The organism is Lysinibacillus sp. GJ-1, from assembly GCF_021166035.1.
Taxonomy (GTDB): domain Bacteria; phylum Bacillota; class Bacilli; order Bacillales_A; family Planococcaceae; genus Lysinibacillus; species Lysinibacillus sphaericus.
Genome location: NZ_CP088912.1, coordinates 1,337,278 through 1,362,446, shown reverse-complemented (window position 1 = coordinate 1,362,446; position 25,169 = coordinate 1,337,278). Strand labels below are relative to the sequence as shown.

29 protein-coding genes and 1 pseudogene are annotated in these 25,169 nt (G+C 35.8%); 5 read left to right on the top strand and 25 right to left on the bottom strand.

The window, feature by feature from the left end:
- Nucleotides 1-31 precede the first annotated feature (31 nt).
- The 5 genes from LO754_RS06340 to LO754_RS06320 all read right to left on the bottom strand — a co-directional run bounded on the left by LO754_RS06340 (nt 32) and on the right by LO754_RS06320 (nt 3,921).
- Nucleotides 32-1,177, bottom strand: a complete 1,146-nt coding sequence (locus tag LO754_RS06340; protein WP_231785815.1) for a substrate-binding domain-containing protein — start codon at nt 1,175-1,177, stop codon at nt 32-34.
- Between the two features lie 487 nt (nt 1,178-1,664).
- Nucleotides 1,665-2,105, bottom strand: coding sequence for a cell wall hydrolase (locus LO754_RS06335; protein WP_024361431.1), 441 nt, complete (start codon nt 2,103-2,105; stop codon nt 1,665-1,667).
- 72 nt (nt 2,106-2,177) lie between these two features.
- Entirely contained in the window at nt 2,178-2,972 is a 795-nt protein-coding gene (locus LO754_RS06330) for a GNAT family N-acetyltransferase (RefSeq protein WP_231785814.1), read from the bottom strand.
- Between the two features lie 85 nt (nt 2,973-3,057).
- Nucleotides 3,058-3,354 (bottom strand): hypothetical protein, encoded by a 297-nt coding sequence (locus tag LO754_RS06325; protein ID WP_231785813.1) that lies wholly within the window; start codon nt 3,352-3,354, stop codon nt 3,058-3,060.
- Nucleotides 3,355-3,366: 12 nt separating this feature from the next.
- The gene (locus tag LO754_RS06320) at nt 3,367-3,921 is read right to left on the bottom strand and encodes a phosphotransferase (RefSeq protein ID WP_231785812.1); all 555 of its coding nucleotides are present in this window, start codon (nt 3,919-3,921) and stop codon (nt 3,367-3,369) included.
- Nucleotides 3,922-4,394: 473 nt separating this feature from the next.
- On the opposite strand from LO754_RS06320, the gene LO754_RS06315 reads away from it, so the two are divergent.
- On the top strand, nt 4,395-6,074 hold the full coding sequence (locus tag LO754_RS06315) for a methyl-accepting chemotaxis protein (RefSeq protein ID WP_229388981.1): 1,680 nt from the start codon (nt 4,395-4,397) through the stop codon (nt 6,072-6,074).
- A gap of 247 nt (nt 6,075-6,321) precedes the next feature.
- Here LO754_RS06315 and LO754_RS06310 read toward each other — a convergent pair whose 3' ends face one another.
- Nucleotides 6,322-6,645, bottom strand: coding sequence for an ASCH domain-containing protein (locus LO754_RS06310; protein WP_029747113.1), 324 nt, complete (start codon nt 6,643-6,645; stop codon nt 6,322-6,324).
- Between the two features lie 36 nt (nt 6,646-6,681).
- The gene (locus LO754_RS06305) at nt 6,682-7,008 is read right to left on the bottom strand and encodes a hypothetical protein (protein WP_024361435.1); all 327 of its coding nucleotides are present in this window, start codon (nt 7,006-7,008) and stop codon (nt 6,682-6,684) included.
- A gap of 438 nt (nt 7,009-7,446) precedes the next feature.
- Between LO754_RS06305 and LO754_RS06295 the strand changes: the two are divergent.
- Nucleotides 7,447-8,324: pseudogene (locus tag LO754_RS06295) on the top strand (DMT family transporter).
- Between the two features lie 64 nt (nt 8,325-8,388).
- Here LO754_RS06295 and LO754_RS06290 read toward each other — a convergent pair.
- The 7 genes from LO754_RS06290 to LO754_RS06260 form a co-directional block, all read right to left on the bottom strand.
- On the bottom strand, nt 8,389-9,129 hold the full coding sequence (locus LO754_RS06290) for an alpha/beta hydrolase (RefSeq protein WP_231785811.1): 741 nt from the start codon (nt 9,127-9,129) through the stop codon (nt 8,389-8,391).
- Nucleotides 9,130-9,210: 81 nt separating this feature from the next.
- A complete protein-coding gene (locus LO754_RS06285; protein WP_024361438.1) occupies nt 9,211-9,660 on the bottom strand; it encodes a hypothetical protein in 450 nt (149 codons plus the stop codon).
- 72 nt (nt 9,661-9,732) lie between these two features.
- Nucleotides 9,733-10,182: a GNAT family N-acetyltransferase gene (locus LO754_RS06280; protein WP_024361439.1), complete on the bottom strand. Its 450-nt coding sequence runs from the start codon at nt 10,180-10,182 to the stop codon at nt 9,733-9,735.
- A gap of 204 nt (nt 10,183-10,386) precedes the next feature.
- A complete protein-coding gene (locus LO754_RS06275; protein WP_024361440.1) occupies nt 10,387-10,629 on the bottom strand; it encodes a hypothetical protein in 243 nt (80 codons plus the stop codon).
- Nucleotides 10,626-10,805, bottom strand: a complete 180-nt coding sequence (locus LO754_RS06270) for a hypothetical protein (RefSeq protein ID WP_024361441.1) — start codon at nt 10,803-10,805, stop codon at nt 10,626-10,628. The genes LO754_RS06275 and LO754_RS06270 overlap by 4 nt, the downstream gene beginning before the upstream one ends.
- Nucleotides 10,806-10,907: 102 nt before the next feature.
- Nucleotides 10,908-11,273, bottom strand: a complete 366-nt coding sequence (locus tag LO754_RS06265; protein ID WP_231785810.1) for a hypothetical protein — start codon at nt 11,271-11,273, stop codon at nt 10,908-10,910.
- A 157-nt stretch (nt 11,274-11,430) separates the two neighbouring features.
- A complete protein-coding gene (locus LO754_RS06260; protein WP_402831391.1) occupies nt 11,431-12,387 on the bottom strand; it encodes a DUF2268 domain-containing putative Zn-dependent protease in 957 nt (318 codons plus the stop codon).
- A gap of 188 nt (nt 12,388-12,575) precedes the next feature.
- On the opposite strand from LO754_RS06260, the gene LO754_RS06255 reads away from it, so the two are divergent.
- Nucleotides 12,576-13,049, top strand: coding sequence for a YbaK/EbsC family protein (locus LO754_RS06255; RefSeq protein ID WP_108029629.1), 474 nt, complete (start codon nt 12,576-12,578; stop codon nt 13,047-13,049).
- 68 nt (nt 13,050-13,117) lie between these two features.
- Here LO754_RS06255 and LO754_RS06250 read toward each other — a convergent pair whose 3' ends face one another.
- From LO754_RS06250 to LO754_RS06235, 4 genes are all read right to left on the bottom strand, one after another.
- Complete coding sequence (locus tag LO754_RS06250; RefSeq protein WP_231785808.1) at nt 13,118-14,374, bottom strand: glutathionylspermidine synthase family protein; 1,257 nt, start codon at nt 14,372-14,374, stop codon at nt 13,118-13,120.
- A 24-nt stretch (nt 14,375-14,398) separates the two neighbouring features.
- The gene (locus LO754_RS06245) at nt 14,399-15,127 is read right to left on the bottom strand and encodes a hypothetical protein (RefSeq protein ID WP_231785807.1); all 729 of its coding nucleotides are present in this window, start codon (nt 15,125-15,127) and stop codon (nt 14,399-14,401) included.
- A gap of 155 nt (nt 15,128-15,282) precedes the next feature.
- Complete coding sequence (locus tag LO754_RS06240) at nt 15,283-15,918, bottom strand: DUF418 domain-containing protein (protein ID WP_231785806.1); 636 nt, start codon at nt 15,916-15,918, stop codon at nt 15,283-15,285.
- Between the two features lie 185 nt (nt 15,919-16,103).
- Nucleotides 16,104-16,325, bottom strand: coding sequence for a DUF418 domain-containing protein (locus LO754_RS06235; protein ID WP_231785805.1), 222 nt, complete (start codon nt 16,323-16,325; stop codon nt 16,104-16,106).
- 186 nt (nt 16,326-16,511) lie between these two features.
- On the opposite strand from LO754_RS06235, the gene LO754_RS06230 reads away from it, so the two are divergent.
- Nucleotides 16,512-17,267: an MBL fold metallo-hydrolase gene (locus tag LO754_RS06230; protein ID WP_231785804.1), complete on the top strand. Its 756-nt coding sequence runs from the start codon at nt 16,512-16,514 to the stop codon at nt 17,265-17,267.
- Between the two features lie 499 nt (nt 17,268-17,766).
- On the opposite strand, the gene LO754_RS06225 is transcribed toward LO754_RS06230, so the two are convergent.
- Nucleotides 17,767-18,630 carry an AraC family transcriptional regulator gene (locus LO754_RS06225; RefSeq protein WP_231785803.1) on the bottom strand — a complete coding sequence of 288 codons (864 nt, stop codon included), beginning with the start codon at nt 18,628-18,630 and terminating at the stop codon, nt 17,767-17,769.
- Between the two features lie 387 nt (nt 18,631-19,017).
- On the opposite strand from LO754_RS06225, the gene LO754_RS06220 reads away from it, so the two are divergent.
- On the top strand, nt 19,018-20,088 hold the full coding sequence (locus tag LO754_RS06220) for a branched-chain amino acid aminotransferase (RefSeq protein ID WP_024361450.1): 1,071 nt from the start codon (nt 19,018-19,020) through the stop codon (nt 20,086-20,088).
- A gap of 135 nt (nt 20,089-20,223) precedes the next feature.
- On the opposite strand, the gene LO754_RS06215 is transcribed toward LO754_RS06220, so the two are convergent.
- The 6 genes from LO754_RS06215 to LO754_RS06190 all read right to left on the bottom strand — a co-directional run bounded on the left by LO754_RS06215 (nt 20,224) and on the right by LO754_RS06190 (nt 25,071).
- Nucleotides 20,224-20,580, bottom strand: a complete 357-nt coding sequence (locus LO754_RS06215) for a hypothetical protein (protein WP_025218934.1) — start codon at nt 20,578-20,580, stop codon at nt 20,224-20,226.
- Between the two features lie 94 nt (nt 20,581-20,674).
- Nucleotides 20,675-21,064 carry a tautomerase family protein gene (locus LO754_RS06210; protein ID WP_024361452.1) on the bottom strand — a complete coding sequence of 130 codons (390 nt, stop codon included), beginning with the start codon at nt 21,062-21,064 and terminating at the stop codon, nt 20,675-20,677.
- Nucleotides 21,065-21,138: 74 nt separating this feature from the next.
- The gene (locus tag LO754_RS06205) at nt 21,139-22,575 is read right to left on the bottom strand and encodes a phytoene desaturase family protein (RefSeq protein WP_231785802.1); all 1,437 of its coding nucleotides are present in this window, start codon (nt 22,573-22,575) and stop codon (nt 21,139-21,141) included.
- On the bottom strand, nt 22,572-23,660 hold the full coding sequence (locus tag LO754_RS06200; RefSeq protein ID WP_488209312.1) for a glycosyltransferase family 2 protein: 1,089 nt from the start codon (nt 23,658-23,660) through the stop codon (nt 22,572-22,574). Before LO754_RS06200 ends, LO754_RS06205 begins: the two co-directional genes overlap by 4 nt.
- Before the next feature lie 21 nt (nt 23,661-23,681).
- Nucleotides 23,682-24,332: a lysophospholipid acyltransferase family protein gene (locus LO754_RS06195; RefSeq protein ID WP_231785800.1), complete on the bottom strand. Its 651-nt coding sequence runs from the start codon at nt 24,330-24,332 to the stop codon at nt 23,682-23,684.
- Nucleotides 24,325-25,071 (bottom strand): carotenoid biosynthesis protein, encoded by a 747-nt coding sequence (locus LO754_RS06190; protein ID WP_231785799.1) that lies wholly within the window; start codon nt 25,069-25,071, stop codon nt 24,325-24,327. Before LO754_RS06190 ends, LO754_RS06195 begins: the two co-directional genes overlap by 8 nt.
- Nucleotides 25,072-25,169: the final 98 nt, after the last annotated feature.

Below are 25,169 nucleotides of genomic sequence, written 5' to 3'. Positions count from 1 at the left end.
TCGAATTGTTACCATCATTATAGCCAATAAGCTAATCATTTTCAACTGGCACATAACCAACCTTTTCAACTAATGCCTGTCCTTCAGGCGACACAATCCAATCAATAAACTTTTTAACATTTGGATTATCCGTCCCAGCAGTTACTGCGTAAAATTCGGATATTAGTGGATATGTACCATTGCGAATATTTTCCTTTGTCGGCTCAATACCATCAATGGACAGTAATTGTATTTCATTATTCCCAACCATTTCTGTCGAGTAATATCTAAACGTATAACCAATTGCATTTTTATAATTGCGATATTGAGAAACTTCATGGATTATGCCACCCATGCCAGTTGCTACATTTTCTGCAGGTGCTTCCATTATAGGTGTATCGCCCATAATTTTTTCTAACGTCGTCTGACTACCACTATCAGCTGGTCGTTGGAATGCGCGAATAGAGTCATTATCGCCACCAACTTCGTGCCAATTTGTAATTTGACCTGCATAAATTTGCTTCAGCTGTTCAAGTGAAAGATTTTCAACGCGATTTTTATGATGCACAAAAAAAACAAAAGCCTCACGCCCAATCGGGGTCATAGCAAATGTCAGCCCATTTATTTCCGCGACTTTTACTTGTGAATCTGATGGGGCTGCTGCAAAAATCACATCTACATCACCAGCAATTAAATTTTGATAAGCTTCAGGCGTTCGACTTACTTTCACCTCGCTATCATAGTATGGATAGCTTTTGTTCGGATAGGTCGCCTCTACAAAGGCCGCATATAACGGGTACATCGCCGTTGCTCCATCTATACGAGGAAGTGGCTCTTCCAAGTGTAAGGACGCGTCTTGACTATTTTTCACAACCTTATTGTGTACTGTAAAAGGTTCATAGGCAGATACATCGATTTCAGCATCAACAGTAGCCATATTCATTTTAGAATAGTACTGAATCGGTGCTACAGAAGCAATAAGCAGAGCTACACCAATAATCGTGGCGAACAATGTTTTGCGCTTTTTTGTCGTAAACCAGTCAAAAATCATACACGTAATAAATAAAAAGAGGCTAATTGATAACACAAAAAGAAGATTTAAAAAATGGATATCTCCATTTAGTACTAAAGTCAAAGCAATTATTCCTGTGAAAAATAACAAAACTATAAACACTAGTATCGATTGTATAACCCTCATTGCCGTTACCTCCTTATTCTTAAAAGTGTAAATTTACACCACCACTATTTACCTTATAAGATTTCCTTTTAAAACGCAACCATTAGTTATGAAAATATTGGTAACAGACCATAAAAATTGAAGCATATAAAAAAGGATGGGACATAACTAAAAAAATTTAAGGAACAGAACAAAGGTGTTCATAAATTTTTGCTATATGGAAAACTACCACACTTAGCTATTCTTGCTTTTGCAATAAATAAAAAATTAGAAGGGTTCGCTAGTTGTTGGTAGCGGAGGCGGTGACTCCTGCTCAGAACGCACACAGCTTAAGACGCTGGCATTCTGCGCGTTAGCGAAGGTTTTCGGCTTACGTGTGTGCCCTCGGAAAGCACCGCCGAAGCGGACAATAACGGCGCAGCAAAAAAGCGCTAGATTGACTGCCATCAATCTAACACTTTTTCTCTTTTGTCCCAGCTTCTAATCGTTACTATAGCAACTGTACTGCCTATCCAATATAAACCCCATCACATGTGTCAGGTGCTGGTTCATAAAAACAATGGTTTTTAAACTGTCCTGCAAATGGTTGACCGTACCATGTAGGTGGGCACGGCGCGTACGGATTAAAGTACCAGAGTGCGTATTTCCCTGGGTGCTCTCGCCAATAATCTAAATTTTGTTTAGCTAATCTTTTCTCCGTTTCTCTTGCTCTTTGATAGAACATATTTCCTTTTTGAACTGCTTCAAATGAATAATTTCCGCCTTGGACTTGATAAATAACATCTTCAATTGATCTTAAATCTTTAAAGTCTAAACAATTGGAAACTAACCGATTGACAATCACATTGCCAACATACAACATCCCTTGTTTCCCTTCACCTACAGCTTCTGCTCTCATCATCCTCGCCATTAAGTCAATGTCTGCATCACGATATTTTACTCTTGGCAATTCATTCACCCCAAAGTTAGTGTATGACTACAAAACGATAAATGTGTCATATGAAAACGAAGAAAAATACTTTTAACACGGACCATTAGCATCGTGTCTAATTTTAAAGTAAACGCTATAGGGACGCGGATTTATAAAACCCAATTTAGTCCCTAAATTAATTGAAGCTTGATTATCAATATCACAGTCCCAACGAGGTTGAATATGAGCGGCTAGGCAATCATCGATAAATTGTTCCGCAACGATACTTGCTAATCCTTTTCCTCTATAATGGGAATCTGTCAAAATATCTATTTCAGCAAATTTTGTAGATTTAAAAATTGATACGCTTGCGCTAATAATTTGCTCATTATCCTTGACACAAAATCCTATTCCATTTTGGATAAAATTATCCGTTGAATCCCAATATGTATCGTAATATTTGTTGTCAAACTCCAAACAATGTTGGATCTCCACCTGCCCAATTTTAGCTACGTCATATTCACTTTTATCACTGTTTTTTCTATTTTTATACGTCTGTGCGTCAAATGAAAAAGCATAACGCTGGACTTTGCCTACCTGCTGCTTCAGATATTTTTCAATTTCACGATCCCACGCTGCACTAGGTGAAAATAATGTAAAGCGCTTTCCTTGCTCTACAGATGCATCAAAAATTTTTACAAGGTGCTGAAGGAATCGTTCATCTGATACCTGTCCGGCAACATAATTTAATCCTGAATCCGTTGCGATTAGCAATGTCTTGTAATCAACAGCATCTGCATAAACCGTTCCTTTAATCATCGAATCCAATATGCTAAATACAAACGTTGGTGCTTCATTAAGTTTCGTTTTAATCAACTGAAAATGGTCTTTTGATACTATAATCATATGGCTATACCTCTTTATTTTATCTTCTTTTCGAGTCCTAAAGTGAATAAGACATATTTGTTCCGTTATTTTACGTGACTACCTATTATTTTAGCAATTTTTCCAAAATAACTAAATTCCGTTCCAAAAACACAGCATTTTTCTCAAGTCCACGGCGTTTACACCATCCGATACTATTGAAAGCATCTGTAAATCGATAAAAAGGCAATACCACATCTAAATCGATTAATGGCCTATTACTGTTGTATCCTTCTTGATAAGCTTGAAATAATGTAATATCCCGACTTAAAAAATCTCGATATAGCTTTGTAAAATCTATTTCGGTGGAACCAAATCGGACAGATTCAAAATCGATTGTACCTAATACTTTATTAGCATCCACAATAATATTCGCTTACTGAAAATCCATATGGATCAAACTTGGTCCATCAGGTGATGGGAGCTGTTGTTTCATTTTTTCAAAATGAGCCATGGCTTGATTGTATAAACAAACATCTACCACATCTTTAACATCTTCTGCAAAACTATAAAACTGGCGTTCCACAAAATTAGACCAACTAGCAAACTCATTATCAATGCCGATTAATTTGTGCAAAACAGGAGGTTGGACGGAATGGATGGATGCGTGCAAGACCCCTACTTGATAAGCTACTGTTGGTGGAGCTTCAAATGTTAACGGTTTACCTTTTAATTCGGATAATAAAAATGCTCCTGTACAGGCTTCATCACCAGCCCAACAATCCAGCATGTCTGGTATAGCTACCCTTCCTTTTAATAGCTCATACGCTTCTAACTCTCGTTGATATTTTAATTTTGAAAAAGGTATCTTCACAAAAACATTTTCCTTATTACGTAGTGCACATTTAACAACTGTTGAACTATTGGAATCTTCCACCTCACTGACTAATACAGCATCTAATCCAAAATGTTTAAGAACACGATCTACCATCTATATGGACCTCCATTTTATAAATTTCATTGTTGAATCGTTCACCACTTACACTAATGGAAACTTTTTACCATTTTCTATTATCTAGAATATTTGTTGATTATGCAAATGCCTTAAAGATGAGAACATAAACTGTAATATGCCTACACAAAAAACATTGCGTAGAATAGTTTTAAGTTAAAGGAATTTCTTTATTTCCATATTGCATTTCAACTAAAAATGTCTTGATTATTTTTAACGTACGTAAACAAACAATTGTATGCTCCTACAGTACAAAGAGCCTAACGTTATATCTATTGTTATAATAAAAAAATTTATTTAGGTAGTTAATGTTTTCTTAATCATCTTATTGACGAATTAATAACTATTCTATAAAATTAATTTCGTGGCAAAAATTACCTAATAAAAAACCTGACTCAGCCATTAGTATTACATTCTTAAAAAGATTTTTTTCAAGAAAAGAGGAAACCTTAGTGAAAAGCATCAAACATAAATTATTAGGCGTATTTTTAATTATCATCCTATTAATTACAGCTTTATGCGTATATAACTTCAAGTCCGTTGTGAAATTCAATCACGATACCGACGCTATAATAAAAGAAGATTTACCATTGTTAATCGCTGATGAAGAATTAGCCTTTAATATTGCCGAACGAATCGCGTTAGCACGTGGATACATATTGTATAATGACCCTTCCTATAAAGAGGCATTTCTTCAATATACGGAGGAAAGTAAAGCATTACAAAATCAAGTCCTTCAAGAAACAAATTCTGAAGAAGCAAAGCAACTTATTGATAAAAGTATAGAATGGCGTAAAACAATTACTGAAGAAGTGTTTGTAGCGTTTGATAAAGGGAATAAGGAACAAGCACTTGCCATTATGGCCAACAAAGTGCAGCCCCTAGGTAGGGACTTGATGTCTGGTTTTAAAGACATTGCTGATAAAAGAAAAGACATCATTCTTAGCGAAGGTAATGATGTAATGGATACAGGAACAAGCATTAAAAATGCCAGTTTAATGATGTCTATTATTATCATTATGGTTGCCATTATTTTAGCAATAGTAACAGCGAGAATTATTTCAACGCCAATTAAAAAGGTTGTTGACCGTATGTTACAAATTGCGGACGGAAACTTACAATCTACCAATCTTGTCACGAAGGCAAAAGACGAAACAGCCCAATTAATTGAAGCTACGAATACAATGAATAGTAATTTGAAAAATGTTATTACCAATATTATTAACGCAAGTGACAATGTAAAAGAGCAAAGTAAAGGGCTTTCCGCTTCTGCCAATGAAGTGAAGGAAGGTAGCTTACAAATTGCAATCACTATGGAAGCATTAGCTTCAGGTTCTCAAGAACAAGCGCAAAACTGTGCCAATCTCGGTGAAACACTTTCCGACTTTATAGAAAAAATTAAATTATCAAATGAAGAAGGGATACAAGTAAGAACCCTTACTGAAAAAGTAAAAACAGCTACAATCAGTGGCAATAAACTGATGTCAATATCCGAGAGTAATATGCATAATATAGAAGATTTAGTGGAAGATTCCGTTACGAAGGTGAAAGAATTAGATCAAAAAACTGCCAAAATTAATGACATCATCTCTGTTATTACGAGTATTTCAGAACAAACCAATTTATTAGCGCTAAATGCCGCAATCGAAGCAGCAAGAGCAGGTGAACATGGAAAAGGCTTTGCTGTAGTTGCAGACGAAGTAAGAAAGCTTGCTGAAGAAGTAAAATTTAGTGTTAATGACATTACAAGTATTGTTAACGATGTGCAGCTAGAATCTGCCGAAGTTGCATCATCATTAGAATTCGGCTATAAAACGATCCAAAACGGAACATCCCAAATAAAAGAAACCGCAAAAACGTTTAATTTAATTGCGGAGCTGATTGAAAACATGTCAACAAAAGTTGGTTTTATTTCGAATGAACTTGAAAGTTTTGTAGATAAAGGACAAATACTTAACATGTCAGTTACTTCAATCGCAAGCGTGTCAGAAGAATCTGCTGCTGGTGTAGAAGAAACAACTGCTTCGACTGAAGAAATAGCCACTCTAATGGAACAAATATTAGCCAGCGCTCAAATGCTAGCTGACCAATCTGAACAATTAAACAACATCACCAAAAAATTTACAGTCTAATGAGGATAAGATGTGTACTGAAGTCATTACAGTACACATCTTTTTTTAGTTTAGTATGAACGTATGGCGATTCTCATGGTTTTTGTGGCGATTTCTTATGACTTAGTGGCGATTCCCCCCATTTTAGTGGCGTTTCGCAGTTTCATTTTATCCACCTCCCATTAACTTTTGTATTTAACATCTATACGTTTCTACATATAACAAAGTTTTAAAATTTATCCACTATTAACCACACATACCTTACCTCTCATCTTATCGTAATCGCTAAAGTTCCCCATTTTATTTCTTGTTCTGGCGTGTAAATTTCATATGTACTGTCTAGCATTTCTTTCATTGTCCAACCTTCACAATCAAACCCTTTAAAAGGAATATCATTATACATCGCTTCAAAAGTATCGTATTTTCTCAACCTTGTTACTTGCACTCTAAATGTTTTATTTTTTTCTGGAATCCTAATAAATTCAATAGTATCTCCGACTTTAATTTTCCTTCTCTTTTCATCATTTAATCGAACCTCTATTGTCTTTTTCCCTTCTTTTATCGATGTGAAATATTCCTCATATATGCCCATGTGATGTAATACTTGAACGCACCTCCCTCTGCGAATTCAATAAGATACTTCCTTCTTTTTTCTTTTGATTAGAAAGATAGCCCACCAAACAACTAAATAAAAGAATCCCATAACTGCATAAATAGACCAAGGTGACCCTTGTTGTAAGTGGGCAATTAAATGTTCAAATTCATCCACGCCTTTTTCTCTCCCAATACTATTTATAATACTAAAAATCGGAATAGTGATTGTCAGTACTGCTGAAATAATCGATAAAATGATGTTCTTCTTTCGGATAATACTTAATATTGAAGCACCCAATGTTGCTAATATAAATGTGTAATAAATAATCCATACCCAATTCGGAAGAGTTTCCCAATACATTTACTCACCTCTACTATTCAAATAATGACCCTTTTAAATCTATGCCATAACTATGCACAAGGATAGCATGTAATTGCCCTCTATGTGATAAATATGAGCTACAATTTCTAACAACCATTCATACCGTGAGTATGTGACTTCCCAATAAGAATCATTTCCTCTGACTTTCTCTTTCTGCATATTTCATTATTAAGTCCCCCTTTTGTCTCCCAAAAAATCCACTTCACTTTTCGAAGATTTCTAATGGTATAATAAGTAAAATATAATTTTTTATGAAACAGGAGGAACTTTTCATGTCATTATCCGATATAAATATTTGCGTTTGGAAGCCACTTTCAACATCACCGCCACCACCGTATACTCCGAATAAGCTTATATACAAAACAGATTAAGAATCTGCGAGATATAAGCTGTTTCGCAGATTCGAAGGAGTATACAATGAAATCAAACATTCAGTTTATTTTATCCATGGTCATTTTCGGTACAATTGGTTTAGTAGTACGAAATATTGACCTATCTTCGAGCGAAAGAGCTTTGCTAAGCAGTTTTATTGGATGCTTGTTTTTAACAATCGTCTTTTTTATTTTGAAGAAAACAATAGCATGGCAGTTGGTAAAAGCGAATGCTGTCATTTTGGTGTTTTCTAGTATTGCCTTGGGGGGAAATTGGATTTTCCTTTACCAATCCTACGACTATACGACAATTGCCAATGCAACACTTGGCTATTATTTTGCGCCCGTGTTTGTCATGCTTCTTTCTCCATACGTACTGAAAGAACCATTGTCTTGGAAAAAATTGTTTGCGTTCTGGTTGCGATTACCGGTTTAGTATGTATTGTCGGTGAAGGTCTAAGTGCATCAAAAACTGATGATCTTCTTGGACTTTTTTATGGATTAATTGCCGCCGCTTTTTACGCTATATTATTGTTATTAAATAAATTCATTCACGATATAGAAAAACTGGAACTGACGATTATTCAGCTTGGAACTACCGCTGTACTTCTCTTGCCTTACGTTTTGTTAACGTCCGGTTTTGATATCGTAAAAGTATCTGGTTCATCCATTCCTTTTATTTTAATTTTAGGGATTTTTAATACGGGGATTGGATTTTGGCTATTCTTCTCGGGTATGGAGAAATTAAAGGGGCAAAGTATTGCCATGCTCAGCTATGTTGATCCCTTTGTAGCCATCTTGATTTCCGCTTTTATTCTACAAGAGCATATGACAATGCTTCAAATACTTGGGGGTATATTACTACTAGCCTCAACTTTTGTTAGTGAAATAAAAACGAAATCACTGAAATTTATAAAACACTAAATGAAGAAGACACAGTGGGAAGTATTGATTTCCCACTGTTTTGATGGAAATAACTTGATTGAAACTACCACGTTAAATCATGTAAAAAAGCAAGTATATCCTGGTTTATGTCATGCAGATCTAACCCTAATGTCATCAAATGTTTAGAGTTTGGATACCCTTTTATTATTTTATGCTGCGACATAACGTTGTGAAAAATAACTTCGGCACTTTCTTTATACAACGGATCATCCAATGCACCATACATTATTCGAATAGGTGCTGTAATCAATGCCAACTTATCCATTGTTACATCAATTAACTGTTGAAATTCCACCAATGTATGATTAGGCAAATTTTGTAGAAGGGCCATTTCCATATTTATTTGGTCCTCGTTTTTTCCTTCGAGTCGTTTGTATTCCTTTGCATAATAAAAGGCGCGCTTTTGAAGAAATAAAGCTTCCCTATGTCTTGGTACGGACATTGTCACAACACCATTTACCTCTAATTCTTGAGCAACTTTTAAGGCAAACACGCCACCAAGAGAAAGGCCGATTACCGCTATTTTTTCATACCCTTCATCCTTCAACAACTGGTAAGCTTCTCGTACATCCTCCCACCAATCACTCGGTCCAAACGTCAGCAATTCTTCTGCTGGTAAACCATGTCCTTTGTACAAAGGTGCATAACAAGTATAATTGTGCTGTTGCAAATACTTTCCTAGCTTTTTCATATCCATCGTATTGCTTGTAAAAGAATGTAATAATAAAACCGCTTGCTTTCCACCTTTATAGAAAAAAGGCTTAGGTGGTACAATGTTCATCATAATAATTGAATCCCTCGCTAAAATATACTTTGACGTTCACATAAAGTATACCATCCAAAATAGTCGCAAATTACCACGAACTCAGCTTCTTAGAACTGCGGAGAAATTATCAAATGCATGTAATACATCATCACCTAATGGATGACCAAATTCTTGTTCTTTTAAAGGTAATATCCCTTCCTTTTCAAGTTGCTGTAGATAGCTTAAAAATGCGCAAGAAATAGCTTCCATATAAGCCTTTAGCTTAAATTGATATGTATCTGTACGTTGTGGATAATGGCCTACATGTTCAATAAAAAGATTTTGACCATCACTTGAAAATAAATAATAATCAGCATTCCCGTGACAATCTAGCTGTGCCTCGCTGATTTCACCTTTATAAAGTGCCGATAACGTTATAAAAAAATGCGGAATTGCTACAAAGCCTATACCTGATTGAAAACGAAATAGCTGCATATCATCGGAAACGTCGAATTGTATATCTCCACCGCTCAGTCGAATATCGATACAACATTTATAATTACCATCCATAAATCCTACCTCCAAAAAAGAAAAGGACCAAAGAATGGCCCTATTCCTTATTCAACTACTCTATCAAACTTGTTACTCTACTATCTTGATTACTGCCATTTCCTTACCGAATCTATCCCCTTCATCCATAAATCCTAAACTTGTATATAAATGATGGGCTTCTAAATTTTCTGGATGGTAACCTACAATTATTTTCTTTGCATTCGGTAATTTAGCCATCTCTGAAAGCATTAACGCAGTTGCAACTTTTCCAATACCCTTGCCCTGAAAAGTCTTATCGACCATTATTCGATATATCCAATAGCCATCAAGTTCTTCTTGAACGGAATTGTACATTAAAAAGCCAACCACTTTTTCATTATCATAAATAGCATATGGCTTTAAAGTAGGCTCAAACTTTGATTGGGCAATTGAAATTGCATTGGATTCCATGAATTTTTTTTGCTCTGGTGATACTTGTAATTCACAACAGTCATACCAGTTTTCTGCATTTAATTCGACAATTTGGACATTTTGTTCCATCTTCATTTTCCCCTTTCATTTTTCGGGGAAACGCTAAATAACTTTGTTAGTAAGGCGTTATCCCCTTGTAACCATTCACATTTAATCTCGTATTTTCCATACTGAACGCCTCCTTAACAATTGCTGTTCTTCACACTTTTTAATTATACCTTTTTCCACTAAAAACCTTTTATATCAAATTTCCATTCCTAGTCAGCTCGAACATTAGTAAACATCAATTTCAATGGAATCCCACAATTCCTTGATTAATTGACCATCCAGTTTAATCTTTCGAAGTAAATCTTCAGCGTCTTCGCCAATTATTTCACTCGCTGAATCATAGAATTTCCAAAACATAAACTGACCAGTTCCACGACCTATATAGTAATTTTCTTTTTTATAAATGAAATGAATTTCTCTCCCCATCGTTAGATCATGCAGCAAATCTGTATAATTGTAATCTTTCATAAATCTTCATTCTTTAAATGTTTGGCATTTATAAAAAAGGCTGTGCCAATTAAAAATAATCCTAGACAAATGAACATAGCTATCCCCGAATATTGATCTTGCAATATAGTTGTGCTTATTAACATAACGACCATCATTAGTACAAGTGCTCCATATAAGCCTTTAATATACTTCATTAGTTATTCCTCCTTATCCAACACATGGATTGCTAAAGTTTCTTGCGAGTTTGAGAAAAGATAAAGAATACGACAAATAAAAACGCTAAAATCCCCAAACCTTTAAAGATATAGTGTATATAGCTTTTTTTGTAAGTATAGTACTCGGAAGGCTTTGATATACTGATTGTCTCCAACTTGGACGGCAATTGTATCATCCGTATTAATACCAACAATTGAATAATATTTCGTCCCTATTGGATATACATTTGAAAAGTTCCCTCCATATTGTTCCATATCGGAATACTTCGTGACTTCTCCAATTTCTTTATCAATATTATTTACATTTTCATCGCTCATCACATAAATATAATTGTCCCAAACAACGAAAGGATATGCCCAACTTGTTGCGTTTGCTTTGCATGGAAAAATGGCTATAACTAGCATACTTACAATAACTACAAAAGAAATAATTCTTCTATAACTCAAGTGCTCCACTTCCTCACTCAAACGTTTGCCTAATTTGACGTTGCCAACAGAAAGAAAGTTACAAAATATTCCACATTAAAACTTATTGTGCCCCTAGTTAAGAACTGACTGCCTTGGCAACTCCATAGAACACCATTGTTATGTACCATTTATTGCGCTATTGATAATGTTTAATATAATTTCCCTTTTCAAAAATTTCTTTCGCACTTAGAGCAATCCATTCCTTTGGCGTTATATTTGGGTGTAAATCAAGATAGGATTTAACCATTTTATAGCCTTCACTGTAACCATAATTTATAGGAAGCTCATTTCCCCCAAAAAGAATTTCTGATGACCTATTTATGTCTTCACTATCGAGATCTCCTGCAATTTTCGACCAATTTTCTTTATTATATGTTAAAGATAAATCAAATAAGGGTAAATGAATATCAGGATACACTAGATTTGCGAACATAACCGCCTTCCCTTCAAATGCTAGATTATCCAGTACAGTAATAGCTTTATCTCCACTTAGGTACTTCTCAGCCCAAATACTATGGTGATATTCATGTGCTATTCCTATTCTTAAATAGTCATCCGTAAAACTTTCATGGTATTGGACCAATATTTTATTTGCCCCTACGGTTAGCAAACTTGTATTTTCATTTGTAGAAGGGAGGACACATATCGTTGTTACCTTCTGAGAAGGAATAAGATTTGAAGATTTAAAAAGTGCTTCACTTATAATCTTTTCTGTATCTTTACTGTCAATTTTTTCGTTTATTTTTTCAATTTCTTCAAAGCGATCAGGGGCAGCATTTAGAACTTGATCAGCCATATAAAGATATTCTGCATTGGCAAAACAATCACTATAGATTGGATTAATAACCTCTTCTTTATAAATTTCCAATTTTGATTGCTCTGGGTTACCTTCAACTTTATCTTTATAGTTGTCATAAAGTTTATAGGCATTGACGATTTTAAACTTTTGCTTAGTTTCGGGATGTTCGAATGTGGTAATGATACTTTCAATATTTTGTTTTATATAGGACTTTTCTGTTTGTGTACACGATGCAAGCAGTAAAATGATGTTTATTAGAATAAATGCAGTAAATATTCCCCTAAATTTCTTCAATAACATTTCACCCTTTTTAGAAATTAGATAACAAATAAATTTTACCATATTTTACATTTGTATTTTAGTTTCTTAATCAATCTATTATTATACGGCTATCAGCAATTACATAGTGCTACACCATTCCTATCTTTAAATTCTGAAAATTATGTTAAAATAGATAAAGAACACAGCAAGGAGGGTTTTAAATGGCAATTGAAAAAGTACGTGAGCATTTTGCACAGTGGAATTTACAACACAAAATACAGGAACTAAGTGAAAGCTCAGCAACCGTTGAAATGGCTGCAAAAGCACTTGGCTGTGAACCAGAGCGTATCGCTAAAACACTATCATTTCTTGTAAATGATGGGGCGATTTTAATTGTAGCAGCGGGTGATGCCAAAATTGACAATGCTAAATATAAAGCGATTTTTGGCACGAAGGCTAAAATGCTTGCCAAGGAAGAAGTCAATGCACGTATTGGACATGATATCGGGGGTGTTTGCCCATTCGGTATTCATGATGGAGTTGCCGTTTACTTAGATGAATCGCTTAAACGTTTTGCAACGGTATTTCCTGCCTGTGGCAGTAGCAATTCCGCTATTGAACTTAGCATTCACGAACTAGAAGCATATACACCTTATCAACAATGGATTGATGTCTGTAAAGGTTGGAACGATTAATAAACTAAAATGGAAAGTAAAAATCCACTGAGCCTCCTGCATAGACAGAAAGCAAAGTGGGTTTTACCTTATTTATAGCCTATAGCTAACCAATGGGAATCCCATTCGGTAATTTGATTGCCTACGCGACAAGACAAACCACACGCGCGATTATCAGCGATAAAAGAGCCGATGAGCCATTTCTTAGAATGGAAGCCATCCGTCTGTTGAATATTGATGGAAGGCATTTCAACGTACTGCTGGTAAATAAACAAATTATCATCATAATGTGTGTAGGCAGATGCATTTGTTTTAGAGCCGTCTCCGGCATAAATTTCTACTGTATTGCCTTCACGAGAATAGACAGGTTTTTTCACAAAAGGCACTCCATCTGCTACAAATGGCTCAGCGGACAAATAAGTTGGTAACATGTACTTATTAATTGCAGACCGCTCCTCCGCATTAAATAATAGTGGATCATTTTTCCGCTCCCAAATTAGCCATAATAAAATTTTGGACTGAAGAACATAGGCCGCTGGCGCATTAATAATGGCAAGCTTACGATCTTTTACAAGTTCTAGTAATTGCAGACCAATTCTTTCACCATCAGATGCTATATCGTCAATTAAAAACTCCACTGGATGTGCGGGGCGATATAAAATATCGATTTTTTCCATAGAAGGTGTATAAAGCCCTCTCATTACGCTAGGCGTATCTTTAGAAAAAATAATTAGCTTTTGGATAGGTACATATTCAATATCAAATGGGACACAAGTTTTTAAAAAATTCACCTGGCAATATTCCTCAAAATCCTCTTCAGCCGTTTTTCCTGTTATAACTATTTTAGGTTTTTTAACATCATGTAAATAATGCATTGCGGCAAAAAGTGCACCAGATAGCGTTTTTTGCAATGCTGCTACATCATTAGGATTTTCTAGTTGGAAATGCTGACAGAGCTGTTCATTCATTTCAAACGTTTCTTGGACAAGAAATGGTGTTTCTCCATTCAGTTCTAGACATTTTATATCGCCTTCCTCCGTACAAATAAAATCAAAACGAGCAAGGATGGACTGTTGCTGTAAATAATCCAATTCGATATAAGGCATCATTTCCGACCGAATGCCAAGGGCAAAAAGCTGTTCGTCTGTTAAATGCTTAAATTGTTTTCCAACTTTTAAAAAGATTTGCCAAAGCATCTTCGTGGCGTAATAAATCTCGTCTATCTTCTCTTTTTGCAGTTCCATTACATCGTATAAAGCATATTCTAGATTTTCAAAATCAGAAAAGAAATTAGGAAATTGCGAATAGAATTTTAGCCGTTGCTTACTATATGTAGCGTGTTCCATCGTGCTTCCTCCTTTTCCAGTCGGTTAGGACGAAGACGAGCCTCCTCTAGAAGCCCCTCCAGAGCCGAAACCTGATTTCCCAGCGTTTGATGAAGAGCTATTATACGAACTACCACTTGAAGAGGAACTAGAACCATTGGAATATGAACGCTGACCGCTCGAATAAGAATTCGTGTTAGTCGAATTTGTGTTTGAACCACTAGATGTTGAAGCATTCGAATTCGTATTATTTGATGTAGAACTATTTACATTTGAGCTTGAACCACTTGTTGAGGTGCCAGATGACGTCGAAGAAGAACCTCCCGTTGTGATGCCATTTTTCGAGTTTGTAGCATTCGACTTATTCGTATTCGTTGTCAATCCTGCCGCGCCGCCACTGTGATTGTTACGCTCCGTGCCATTTTTTAAATTACGACTTTTGTAAATGGCACTACCAATCATTGCACCCGCAGTAGCATACATTAACCCATTAAAGAAATGCTGTGCGTAATACGAAGAATTTTCGTCTAAACATTCATAGGAACCATCATCACTTTCTTGCCACTCATCACAAGCATCAGCCATCTCACTGTTATGTACATTTAGCAATTCATCTTCATTCGTCGTTTGGGAATTATTTTCAACCGTATCCGTCGTATTAACGGGGTCAGACTCCTTCACTACCTCCGTTTCAGCATTACCGCATCCTGCTAGTTGCATCACCATAAACGACGCTGTAGTCACTGCCATATATTTTTTTAATTGTTTCGTCATATTTGTACTCCCCTTATTCTTGTTATCTATTTTACGGATAACTTGTCATTTAGTTTCATTAATTTTACAAATTTATACTTTCAATAGTAACAGTATATGATTGTTATTTCAAAAAACGCCAGTGCAATAATGCCCTGACGTTAATTTTTTGCTATTTATGATTTTACCGATACTTTTCTTCCATAAGTCATCCATCTCCACACTTTTTCTAACGGACCCATTTTAAAGAATTTAAACCATATAACACTAAAGATAATTTGAATGACAAAAATGATAATGGCAATTATCACTATATAGGAAGTTGATAGGACTTCAAGTCCCATTAACTTTATTATAGCTAGCCCTATAAAGCTCTGAGCTAAGTAGTTTGTAAAAGCCATTTGTCCAACACGCCCAATAGGCTTTAATATTTTTACAATCGGCTCATGTTCTAAAATAAGCAATAAGCAAGCTACATAAAAATAGGTCGTCGGAATTACACCTAAACCAAGTAGTAAATGAAGATGCGCATCTTGATTTTGAGAGGCAAACCCAATCCAACTAGATAAGCCTATAAACAATGGACATGTTACATAAATCACCCATTGAATTTGCTTGGTATGTTGTCTTACGTTGCCTATCCAATTAGCTTTTGCAACGAGAAAACCAGTTAAAAACATAATAAAAATCGTCATGATATCATTGCCTAAGAAATCAAAAATTGTTGATAAGAAACTTATATTTGGCATAAACATTTGGCCCAATATGCTCACAATATAAACCGCAATCAAGCTAAATAGCCATTTGCTCATTGTAGAAACTTTTGCATGATAAAATGGCAACAAAAAAGACCGATTACTGCATAAGCAGATAAAATGGAGCCCCAGAAAAAATTAAATGGACAATCCCTATAAGAAATAATGCTAGTAATCTTCTTGCAAAGCGCCATCTCGGCTTATCCCCCGAGCTTCAGCACGTGAAGTAAAAATATAATAACCTACACCGAAGAGTAATGAAAAAATCGAAAAAATTTCTTCTCGATAAATATATCAATTACCGTATCTAGTATGCTATTGAATTTGCTATAAACAGGCAATGGTTGTCCTTCAACTACCAACTGATAAGCCCCCACATTTATAAATAATATGCCAAATAGCGCTAAACCACGAATAATATCTAAGGAAACAATCCTTTCCTTTTGTGTAACGGTTGGATTCATTCTCCATAACTCCTTTCATCAATACTGTATTTTTTGCTCCTTCGCAAGTATAACTACGCAACCTTACAGCAGTTTTTTAATTAGCTTACAAAAACCTTAACTGTTCTCCACCTTCTACTAATTAGTAGAAACAAACTTCATAATATGATAGCGTATGTAAAAAATAAATCACTTGAAGGAGTTCTTATGACCATTCGCCTCCAACATATTCGACACGCAACGTCGATTTTATTTATCAACGAAAAACGCATACTAATTGATCCAATGTTAAGTGATGTCAGTAAACTTGCACCCGTGCCATTTACCCGAAATTATCGTAGAAATCCATTAACTCCATTACCTGTTCCACTAAACATTTTTGAAGATATGGATGCCATCTTATTAACGCATCGTCACTTTGACCACTGGGATAAAAGAGCGATGGCTATCCTGAACAAACAGATTCCTGTCTTTTGTCAGCCACAAGATGCCACAGCAATACGGTCTGCGGGTTTTAAAAAGGTAATAGCTATCAATGATTGTTATGAATGGGAAGGAATTCACTTGAAACGACTAGCAGGACGACATGCACCTGGTATTACTGGCAAATTACTAGGACCTGTTTCTAGCTTTTTCTTAAATACGACGGAAGAAGGTTCCATTTATATCGTCAGTGATTGTATTTGGACACCAGCTATAGACAGAGCTTTCAGAGAGTTGCAGCCGGATATCGCCATTTTAAATGCATCAGAGGCACAGATGATATGGGGAACTGTAATAACAATGACGCGCGAAGATGTTGCACGTATTGCTCGCTTATCCCCAAACACAAAGCTTGTGATTGTCCATCTTGAAACCATCAATCATTGCAAATTAAGCCGAGCGCAGTTAACTAATTTTCTAGACGAGCAGCGACTAGCACACGTATCAGTGCCGAATGATGGTGATATTTTGTCGCTTTAATTTTCACTACTTCATCCATTCTTTTTTGAGTTATCACTAGTTTTTCATCTCTTTTCAAATGTGAACGCTACATAATGTATAGTATGAAAACTTTTTTGAAAAGAGGTTATCACTGTGAATAGGAATAGAAAAATAGGATTTTGTTATCCAGGCTATAGATATTGTGGACCGGGATGTTCAAAGCGCACCAACAAATGCAGTTGATTCTTGCTGTAAGAAGCATGACGAATGTTATGCCAAATACGGTAGAACAAAATACTGTGATGATAGGTTTCAAAAATGTTTATTGCCACAAATGAACACCAACAGCAAAATGAGCAGGGACGCTAAATTGTTCTATAAAGTATTTCATTTGCGCCATAACTTCTTTTAGAACAAAATTTTAAGTCTGCTCGACAAACAAGTCAAAAAGCCAAGAATAAATTACATTCTTGGCTTCACTACTCTTTACGAAGTTACAAATTGTTTGAGAATTGTTTGCGTGCCTGGCACCGCCTTACTACTTAATCGGTATCCAAATTTCCGAATATAAATTTTCACTTGTAGGATCTTCATCCGTATAAACTTCTAATTCAGCTGTTCCAGCAGGTTCATATGGGTTGGATGGGAACCATTCCGAGAAAATTTTCTTCCAAGCATTTTGCATCGCATCAGGCATCGGGCCTAGCACTTCAAATACAACCCATTTGGATGCCGGTACTTCCATTGCTAACATATTTTCAGGTACTTCTCCTACGTGATTTGTTGCAATCCAATAGTCTATTAAACTGTTATCCTTATAGTTTTCATCTGGTACACACACACCAAGTACCCCTTTGATTTGCCCGTTGTTTAATGTAAATAATTGCTCGTCCATACCTTGCCCATTTAGTTCATTCCAAAATTGAGGTATGCCTTGTAAATTCTCACCTGTTTGGCAATTATACGTTCTTTTGACACCCACGACTTGAAACTTCTCTTTCTCTACAATGTTATATTTCATTGGTTCTGCTCCCTTCAAAGTCACCTGGATTATCAGGCGATTGTATGATTGTAATGGTCCTTGCTGTTTACGTACTTCACTTGGCGTTACGTTATGCTGCTTTCGAAATGCTTTGGTAAAAGCTTCAGGAGAGTCGTAGCCATATTTGTAGGCGATGTCGATTACTTTACTATCTGTATTGATTAACTCTTGGGCAGCCAACGTTAATCTTCTTCGTCTAATATAATCTGCGATAGACATATCTGTTAAAATAGAAAATGTCCGTTGAAAATGAAAAACAGAGGCATTTACTTCTTGTGCTATTTGTTCTATCGTAATGGTTTCATGTAAATGCTCTTCTATATAATTTATTGCCTTTTGAATCGACTCAATCCAACTCAAATGCCCTCACTCCTTACTTCAAGATTATCGTATTCAATTAATTTCATCCTGTCTTTTTATGCTATCTTTGGACAGGTACCCCCACTTTAATTTCCAAACCTTTACTTCAATCATAATCGTTTCGACGTGCTAATTACATACATAGTTAGCATTTGAAAGTTGAAGACTCTAATTATGCCTATCTTGGACGTCACAACTAAAGCACATGATGCTCACCTTATGAAAAAACATTTCTTTATCTATGTAATGTTGGAATTTGTTCAATTAAATAAATATTTCAGCAATTTTATTAATTATTAGTAGATTCTTAGTATTTCATTAATTTAAAATAAACAGTATTATTAAGTATTATAGATAAATCACCTAATGACATAAGACGCGGAGGATATGACGATGTTAGAAATTAAAAAAGAATTAACAACACAACCAAAAGAAAAACCTGCAGTAGACCAATTAGGGTTCGGACAATTTTTTACAGATCACATGTTTATAGTCGATTATACTGAAGGAATGGGATGGCATGATCCACGCATTATCCCGTATCAGCCACTTTCTATCGATCCATCAGCAATGGTCTTCCATTATGGACAAGCTGTATTTGAAGGCTTAAAAGCTTATGCAACAGTAGATAACGGCGTGCTATTATTCCGTCCAGACCGTAATTTCAACCGTTTAAATCATTCAAATGAGCGTATCGTCATTCCAGCAATTGATGAAGAACTTGCGTTAGAGGCGTTAAAGCAATTAGTAACATTGGATCGTGAATGGGTTCCAACCGCACCAGGAACATCTCTTTATATCCGTCCATTTATTATTGCAACCGAGCCTCACTTGGGCGTACACCCTTCGAATAGTTATCAATTTATTATTATTATGTCACCGTCGGGTTCTTACTACAAAGAAGGCATTAATCCAGTCAAAATTATGGTGGAACAGCACTTTGTACGAGCTGTTGTGGGGGGAACTGGCGAAGCAAAAACCGCTGGTAACTATGCAAGTGCCCTGAAAGGACAAGAAATTGCGCACAAGGAAGGCTACTCTCAAACATTATGGCTTGACGGCAAGGAACACCGTTATATTGAAGAAGTAGGGAGCATGAATATTTTCTTCAAAATAAATGGTACTGTCATTACGCCAGCATTAAACGGAAGCATCTTACCAGGTATTACGCGTGATTCGATGCTGCACGTATTAAAAGCAAAAAACATCCCAGTCGAAGAACGTCGCATTTCAATTGATGAAGTGGTTGAAGCCTATCATAACGGCACATTGGAAGAAGCATTTGGTACGGGCACGGCAGCAGTTATTTCACCTGTCGGAGAGTTGAAATGGCGCGACGAAAAAATCCTAATTAATAACGGTGAAATTGGTGAAATTTCACAAATGCTTTACGATACATTAACAGGCATCCAAAATGGCACGCTTGAAGATTCATTCGGTTGGACAATTAAATTATAGAAATAACAAATAAAAAATAGCTTGAAAAAGCAAAAGTGTTAGATTGACCACAATCAATCTAACACTTTTTTGTTGTCTACTTTGGAAGAAGCTTTTCTCCTCCTCTGCTAAAATATTTTTACTAATGGATGATTTTTAATGACATTGGAATAACACTAAAATAGTAGTACCTTTAGCGCTTTTCCAAAGCTCTACAAAAAAGCAATAGCCATTAGGAAAATCATTTAAGCAAGCTTCATCATCAAGGCTAATATTATTTTTATACTTTGTACGCCATTCAGACTTAACATCATGCGTTACTAAACGCTTTAACGTACTTATTCGTTCCGTTTGATAGTGACAGATAAAAATTTCTTCTAATTCGCCACTAAAAATCATTTGTTCAAGTTCCCGTAACGTAACATTATTAGCGTAAATTTTATTTGATACGCATACTTCATCGTGAAACATCTGATTGTTTTCTTTGTCTATGAAGTAGCCTTTTCTTATCACGTTGTTCAACCCTTTTTGTTTAGTACTTGCCTAAGTAAATTTCGATAACCGTTTGTTACAAAGGTCTGTCATTTCAATCTACCTATACAAAAACTCATACATTTACGTTATAAGTTAATGTTAACTCATCTCCAGGCAGTCCCCGTATTCCCCAATTATGTTTTGGCGTTTCAAAAATCGTAATTTCGATATCTTGAGGCGCTATACGCAGTTCACTATGAATCTTGTCAAACAACAATGTAAATAATTGCTTTTTCGTTTCCACTGTTCGACCTTCAAACATGCTTATTTCAATAATGGTATAGGCATCACTTCTATCACTGGGAAAGCAAAAATCTTCTTTATCCATCGGAAAAATACGATGAAATTTCTTATCTGAAGGCAATGCAAGTGCCTCTACCATACATGCATGAATAATCGTCGATAATGTTGCCTTAATAGGATTTAAGCTATCTTTCACACCATATATTTTAACTTGCCCCATATTATCTCACCCTTCTGGTTACCCCACTTATAACAATTCTATAAAAACTGCGAATGTCCTTTCAATCACTGTCGCTAATGTTGATTGACAATTGCATCGGCTACATGCATGCCACCTAATGTCACAAGAGGTGATCCCCCTCCTGGATGCGTACTGCCACCTACAAAGTATAAGTTTGATGCAATCGAACTCTTATTGGGATGACGAAAAAAAGCACTGCGAAAACTATTGGATGCATACCCATATAAAGCACCCTTATAGCTATTGAAATCTTGTTCAATCGTTTGTGGCGTAATAATTTGCTTTTGTACAATGGCGTCTTTTATATAAATGCTATATCGCTCAAGTTGTTTCATTATTATTTCATCATATTGGTAAGGTGGTGTTTGCCCAGCGGGTGCATTCACTAAAATAAGCAAATTATCACCTTTAGGAGAACGAGTCACATCTGTTTTAGATGAATTGCAAATGTAAATTGTCGGCTCGTTCGCATAAACCTTTTGCTCAAATAGTTGCTCAAACTCGTTAAAATAGTTTGGTGAGAAAAAGACATTATGGTGTTCCAAAGATGCTATCTTTTTATTTAAGCCTGCTAGAATAACGAAAACCGAGGACGATGGCGTAATCTGCCTCTTTTTTGCGAGAAAGCTACTGTCCATTAACGTTGGCATTGCCTGTAAAATATCTGCATTTACTACCAATAAGTCACTAGAAATTTTCTCACCCTGTTTGAGTTCAATACTTTTTGCTACACCATTGTCTATATCAATATTTGTTACTTCACTGTTCGTATAAATTTTCACCCCAAGCTCGCGTGCACGCCTTTCAAAACCTTTGGCAATTGAAGCTGTCCCACCAGGTACATAATAAACGCCTTCCACAAGTTCTAAATAGGCAATCATCGCAAATGTGGCAGGTGTCTTATACGGAGACGACCCAATATACGTTGCATACCGCATAAAACATTGCAAAACAAAAGGATTCGTAAAATAACGTTGCAAAAACTTTTCCAATGTTTCAAAGGGTCGAACTGCTAAAAGCGCGTTGGCTAGTTTCGGTGATATAAAATCCTTTTTTGATAGAAAAGCTTTATTTAAAAAATGCTGTCTTGCTAAAAAGTATAGTCGAGATATTTCTGTAATAAAGGCTGGATAATTTTTTGCTCCATGTGGATCTAAATGCTGTAACTGACGAATCATAAACGCTCGATCATTTGACAAATAAAATGTTTCGCCATTTACTCCTACATTTTTCATATGTGGTTGTACCTCAACAAAGCGAAAATAAGGGGCTGCATCAACACCTGTTTGTTCAATTACTTGATTAAAGACATAAGGCATCGTTATCGTATTCGGTCCAAAATCAAAATAGTAGTCACCTAACGTAACTGGACGCATTTTACCGCCCAGCGTACTATTTTTCTCAAATAAATGCACATCGTATCCTTTATGTGCAAGTGAAATGGCACAGGCAAGCCCGCCTAACCCACCACCAATAATACTAACCTTCATTTATAAGACCTGCCTTTCCAAGTATAAGCTCCCCCTGTTTTCGATAACACAACTGAACGCCATAAAATACATAACAACGCCACAACAGACCCTGAAATACCCAAACTATAAACGATTGGTGTTTTACTTGCGATATCACAAATCATTCTGTGTATAACTGTGATAATAAAAGGAAGTATGAAAAGTGGTTGCCACGTCGTCACACCATACACACCAAAGATCAATGGCATGATATACAATAGCGAATAAAATAATGTTAAACCAATTGCCATTGGGATTGATCGACCAATTCCTACAAAAATATTTTTAGAAAAACCTTCCCACGTCTCTTTACTCGTTTCATACATATGACAATGCACACAATCCGTAACATTGGTCAGTAATACACGATGGCCATTCCGCTTCAGTATTTGTGCAATATGTATATCTTCTACTAAAGAGCTTTTTACTGCCTCATGTCCGCCTATTTGGTCATAACTTGCCGTTTCAAAAAACATAAATGCGCCATTTGCAGCCGTGGTAGCCGGAATTTTGGTAAAGTTTGCAAGTGCAATTGGTAAATGGAAATAGACAATAAAATGCATCATTGGAATAAGCATTTTATCAAGCCAATTTGTATAATGGAATTTAGGAAACCCTGTAACTAGTGACGCATTGTATTGTTTAGCTCTTGCTATTGCATAGGTAAGCGTATGTTGATGTAGTGTCACATCTGCATCAATAAAAGCTAAGAAACGACCATGCGCATGTTGACGGAGCTGATAACAGGCGTGTACTTTTCCAATCCAGCCTTCCTTTAATAGTTCGCCACGAATAACTTGAAATCTAGTATCATCCCCAATTTCTTGAAGTAATAATGAATAGGTGCTATCAGTCGATTGATCTTCATAAATTATTATTTCTATATTTTCATAGCGAATATTCTTCAGCATTGCAATGCAATTTTGCACATTTCTTGCTTCATTTCTCATCGGCACTAATACTGAAATCAAGGGATACTCATGCAAGGTGAAGTGGCTTTTTAAGTTAGGTAAGAAAGTGAGATTTAAAATCGTCCATATGCAAAAACCTAGTAAGATGCTCATTAAAATAATCAAATTCACACCTCATAATATATTGATATATTTTTCATAATGATTTGTAACTACATCTTGCTTCAACGAATTCAATTGGGCTGTCATGATTTCCTCAAAATGCTGTGTAAGAATTTCACTGTTTCTTCCTTCTGTCTCGATGGGACCTCCAATAGAAATCCATACTTCCCCTTTTATCATATGGCGAAAAGTATAGTATATCGTAACTGGAATAACAGGAATTCGAGGAGATTTTCCCGCTAAAAAAGCGGCCCTCTTTTGAAATTGTAATGGTCGTGCTTCTAAATGAACCTCTCCCCCTTGTGGAAACAAGGCAACACTTTTTTCTTCATATAATAACTTTTGTGCATAACGGAGCGATTGCACCACATGCTTTGTACTTTGAGAATTGACAGAAAAAGCACCGATCCATTTAAAAATCGGTACTTGTTTTATGCCATCTTCATGCGTCATCATATAAATTGGTGGTACTTTCTGTCGCTTTTCCAGTTGAAAAAATATAAGTCCATCCCACCAGCTACTATGATTGGCAATAAAAAGGGCATTTTTTGGCAAGGGCTCCTCTATAGCAAGCCAAATTTTATGAAAATAGCGATTTAATAACCTTTGTTGCACGAGGTGAAACATCCAAGCAGCAACTTTACTTTTTTTTGCCTCAAACATAATGTTCATCTCGCTTCATAGTTACAAATAGGATAGCTAAAACGATTACTGGAATGATTGCTGCTAAATAGAGTTTGTTTAACAGGGCAATAAATGCAAACATACAAATCATTAAGCTATATAAAAGAACCATACGTCGTTGCCACTGCTTATCTACGTTTAGCAAGTTGCCAAAGAGCCCTATGACAATATGTAAAACCAAAGCAGTTAAAAACCAGCCAAGAAAATTCGTCAGTGGAATGTCATAATAATACCCGCTCTGTTCCCATATCCAATATTCTTTGACTTTAAAGGAAACAGGATCAAGCACTAAATCAAACACCACTGCTAATAGACTAGCAATGATAGAGCGAATCCACCTATTTGGTAGACGAACAATATGCACTATCGCATGGGAAGTGGCAATCACCATAATCCAAGCGAAACCAATTGCAATAGGCACGCCAAAAAGATTAGGTGCGAAATATTGCGTATAATGATAAGAACCAAAAAGTATGGAATGAGTAGATCCTAAATATTCGACAATAAACGTTGTGATAAAAATGAGTGTACTAATACTCACACCATAAATTGGACCAAATCCCCTAACAAAATAAATTACCCCAAGCACACCCGCTGTGATAATAAAAACACTGTTTGCCCATTCAAGCCATGTTGGCAATAGATTAAATCCTACTAAAATCACACCGAAGCTATACCAAATAAGAAAAAAATAAAAAATATAATGTTGCCACCTCATAAAGTTGTGCTACCCCACCTTTTTGTATTTTTAAAAAGATTCATACTAACCTTATGAACTTAATCCTTAGACATTGCTCCGGTGCGATGAAAGGAAAA

What these genes read in the sequence shown, in the direction of transcription:
- LO754_RS06340 (WP_231785815.1), bottom strand. Translation starts at nt 1,177, where the DNA reads ATGAGGGTTATACAATCGATACTAGTGTTTATAGTTTTGTTATTTTTC.
- LO754_RS06330 (WP_231785814.1), bottom strand. Translation starts at nt 2,972, where the DNA reads ATGATTATAGTATCAAAAGACCATTTTCAGTTGATTAAAACGAAACTT.
- LO754_RS06320 (WP_231785812.1), bottom strand. Translation starts at nt 3,921, where the DNA reads ATGGTAGATCGTGTTCTTAAACATTTTGGATTAGATGCTGTATTAGTC.
- LO754_RS06310 (WP_029747113.1), bottom strand. Translation starts at nt 6,645, where the DNA reads ATGGGCATATATGAGGAATATTTCACATCGATAAAAGAAGGGAAAAAG.
- LO754_RS06305 (WP_024361435.1), bottom strand. Translation starts at nt 7,008, where the DNA reads ATGTATTGGGAAACTCTTCCGAATTGGGTATGGATTATTTATTACACA.
- LO754_RS06290 (WP_231785811.1), bottom strand. Translation starts at nt 9,129, where the DNA reads ATGATGAACATTGTACCACCTAAGCCTTTTTTCTATAAAGGTGGAAAG.
- LO754_RS06285 (WP_024361438.1), bottom strand. Translation starts at nt 9,660, where the DNA reads ATGGATGGTAATTATAAATGTTGTATCGATATTCGACTGAGCGGTGGA.
- LO754_RS06280 (WP_024361439.1), bottom strand. Translation starts at nt 10,182, where the DNA reads ATGGAACAAAATGTCCAAATTGTCGAATTAAATGCAGAAAACTGGTAT.
- LO754_RS06275 (WP_024361440.1), bottom strand. Translation starts at nt 10,629, where the DNA reads ATGAAAGATTACAATTATACAGATTTGCTGCATGATCTAACGATGGGG.
- LO754_RS06270 (WP_024361441.1), bottom strand. Translation starts at nt 10,805, where the DNA reads ATGAAGTATATTAAAGGCTTATATGGAGCACTTGTACTAATGATGGTC.
- LO754_RS06255 (WP_108029629.1), top strand. Translation starts at nt 12,576, where the DNA reads ATGGCAATTGAAAAAGTACGTGAGCATTTTGCACAGTGGAATTTACAA.
- LO754_RS06250 (WP_231785808.1), bottom strand. Translation starts at nt 14,374, where the DNA reads ATGGAACACGCTACATATAGTAAGCAACGGCTAAAATTCTATTCGCAA.
- LO754_RS06245 (WP_231785807.1), bottom strand. Translation starts at nt 15,127, where the DNA reads ATGACGAAACAATTAAAAAAATATATGGCAGTGACTACAGCGTCGTTT.
- LO754_RS06240 (WP_231785806.1), bottom strand. Translation starts at nt 15,918, where the DNA reads ATGAGCAAATGGCTATTTAGCTTGATTGCGGTTTATATTGTGAGCATA.
- LO754_RS06235 (WP_231785805.1), bottom strand. Translation starts at nt 16,325, where the DNA reads ATGAATCCAACCGTTACACAAAAGGAAAGGATTGTTTCCTTAGATATT.
- LO754_RS06230 (WP_231785804.1), top strand. Translation starts at nt 16,512, where the DNA reads ATGACCATTCGCCTCCAACATATTCGACACGCAACGTCGATTTTATTT.
- LO754_RS06220 (WP_024361450.1), top strand. Translation starts at nt 19,018, where the DNA reads ATGACGATGTTAGAAATTAAAAAAGAATTAACAACACAACCAAAAGAA.
- LO754_RS06210 (WP_024361452.1), bottom strand. Translation starts at nt 21,064, where the DNA reads ATGGGGCAAGTTAAAATATATGGTGTGAAAGATAGCTTAAATCCTATT.
- LO754_RS06205 (WP_231785802.1), bottom strand. Translation starts at nt 22,575, where the DNA reads ATGAAGGTTAGTATTATTGGTGGTGGGTTAGGCGGGCTTGCCTGTGCC.
- LO754_RS06200 (WP_488209312.1), bottom strand. Translation starts at nt 23,660, where the DNA reads ATGAGCATCTTACTAGGTTTTTGCATATGGACGATTTTAAATCTCACT.
- LO754_RS06195 (WP_231785800.1), bottom strand. Translation starts at nt 24,332, where the DNA reads ATGTTTGAGGCAAAAAAAAGTAAAGTTGCTGCTTGGATGTTTCACCTC.
- LO754_RS06190 (WP_231785799.1), bottom strand. Translation starts at nt 25,071, where the DNA reads ATGAGGTGGCAACATTATATTTTTTATTTTTTTCTTATTTGGTATAGC.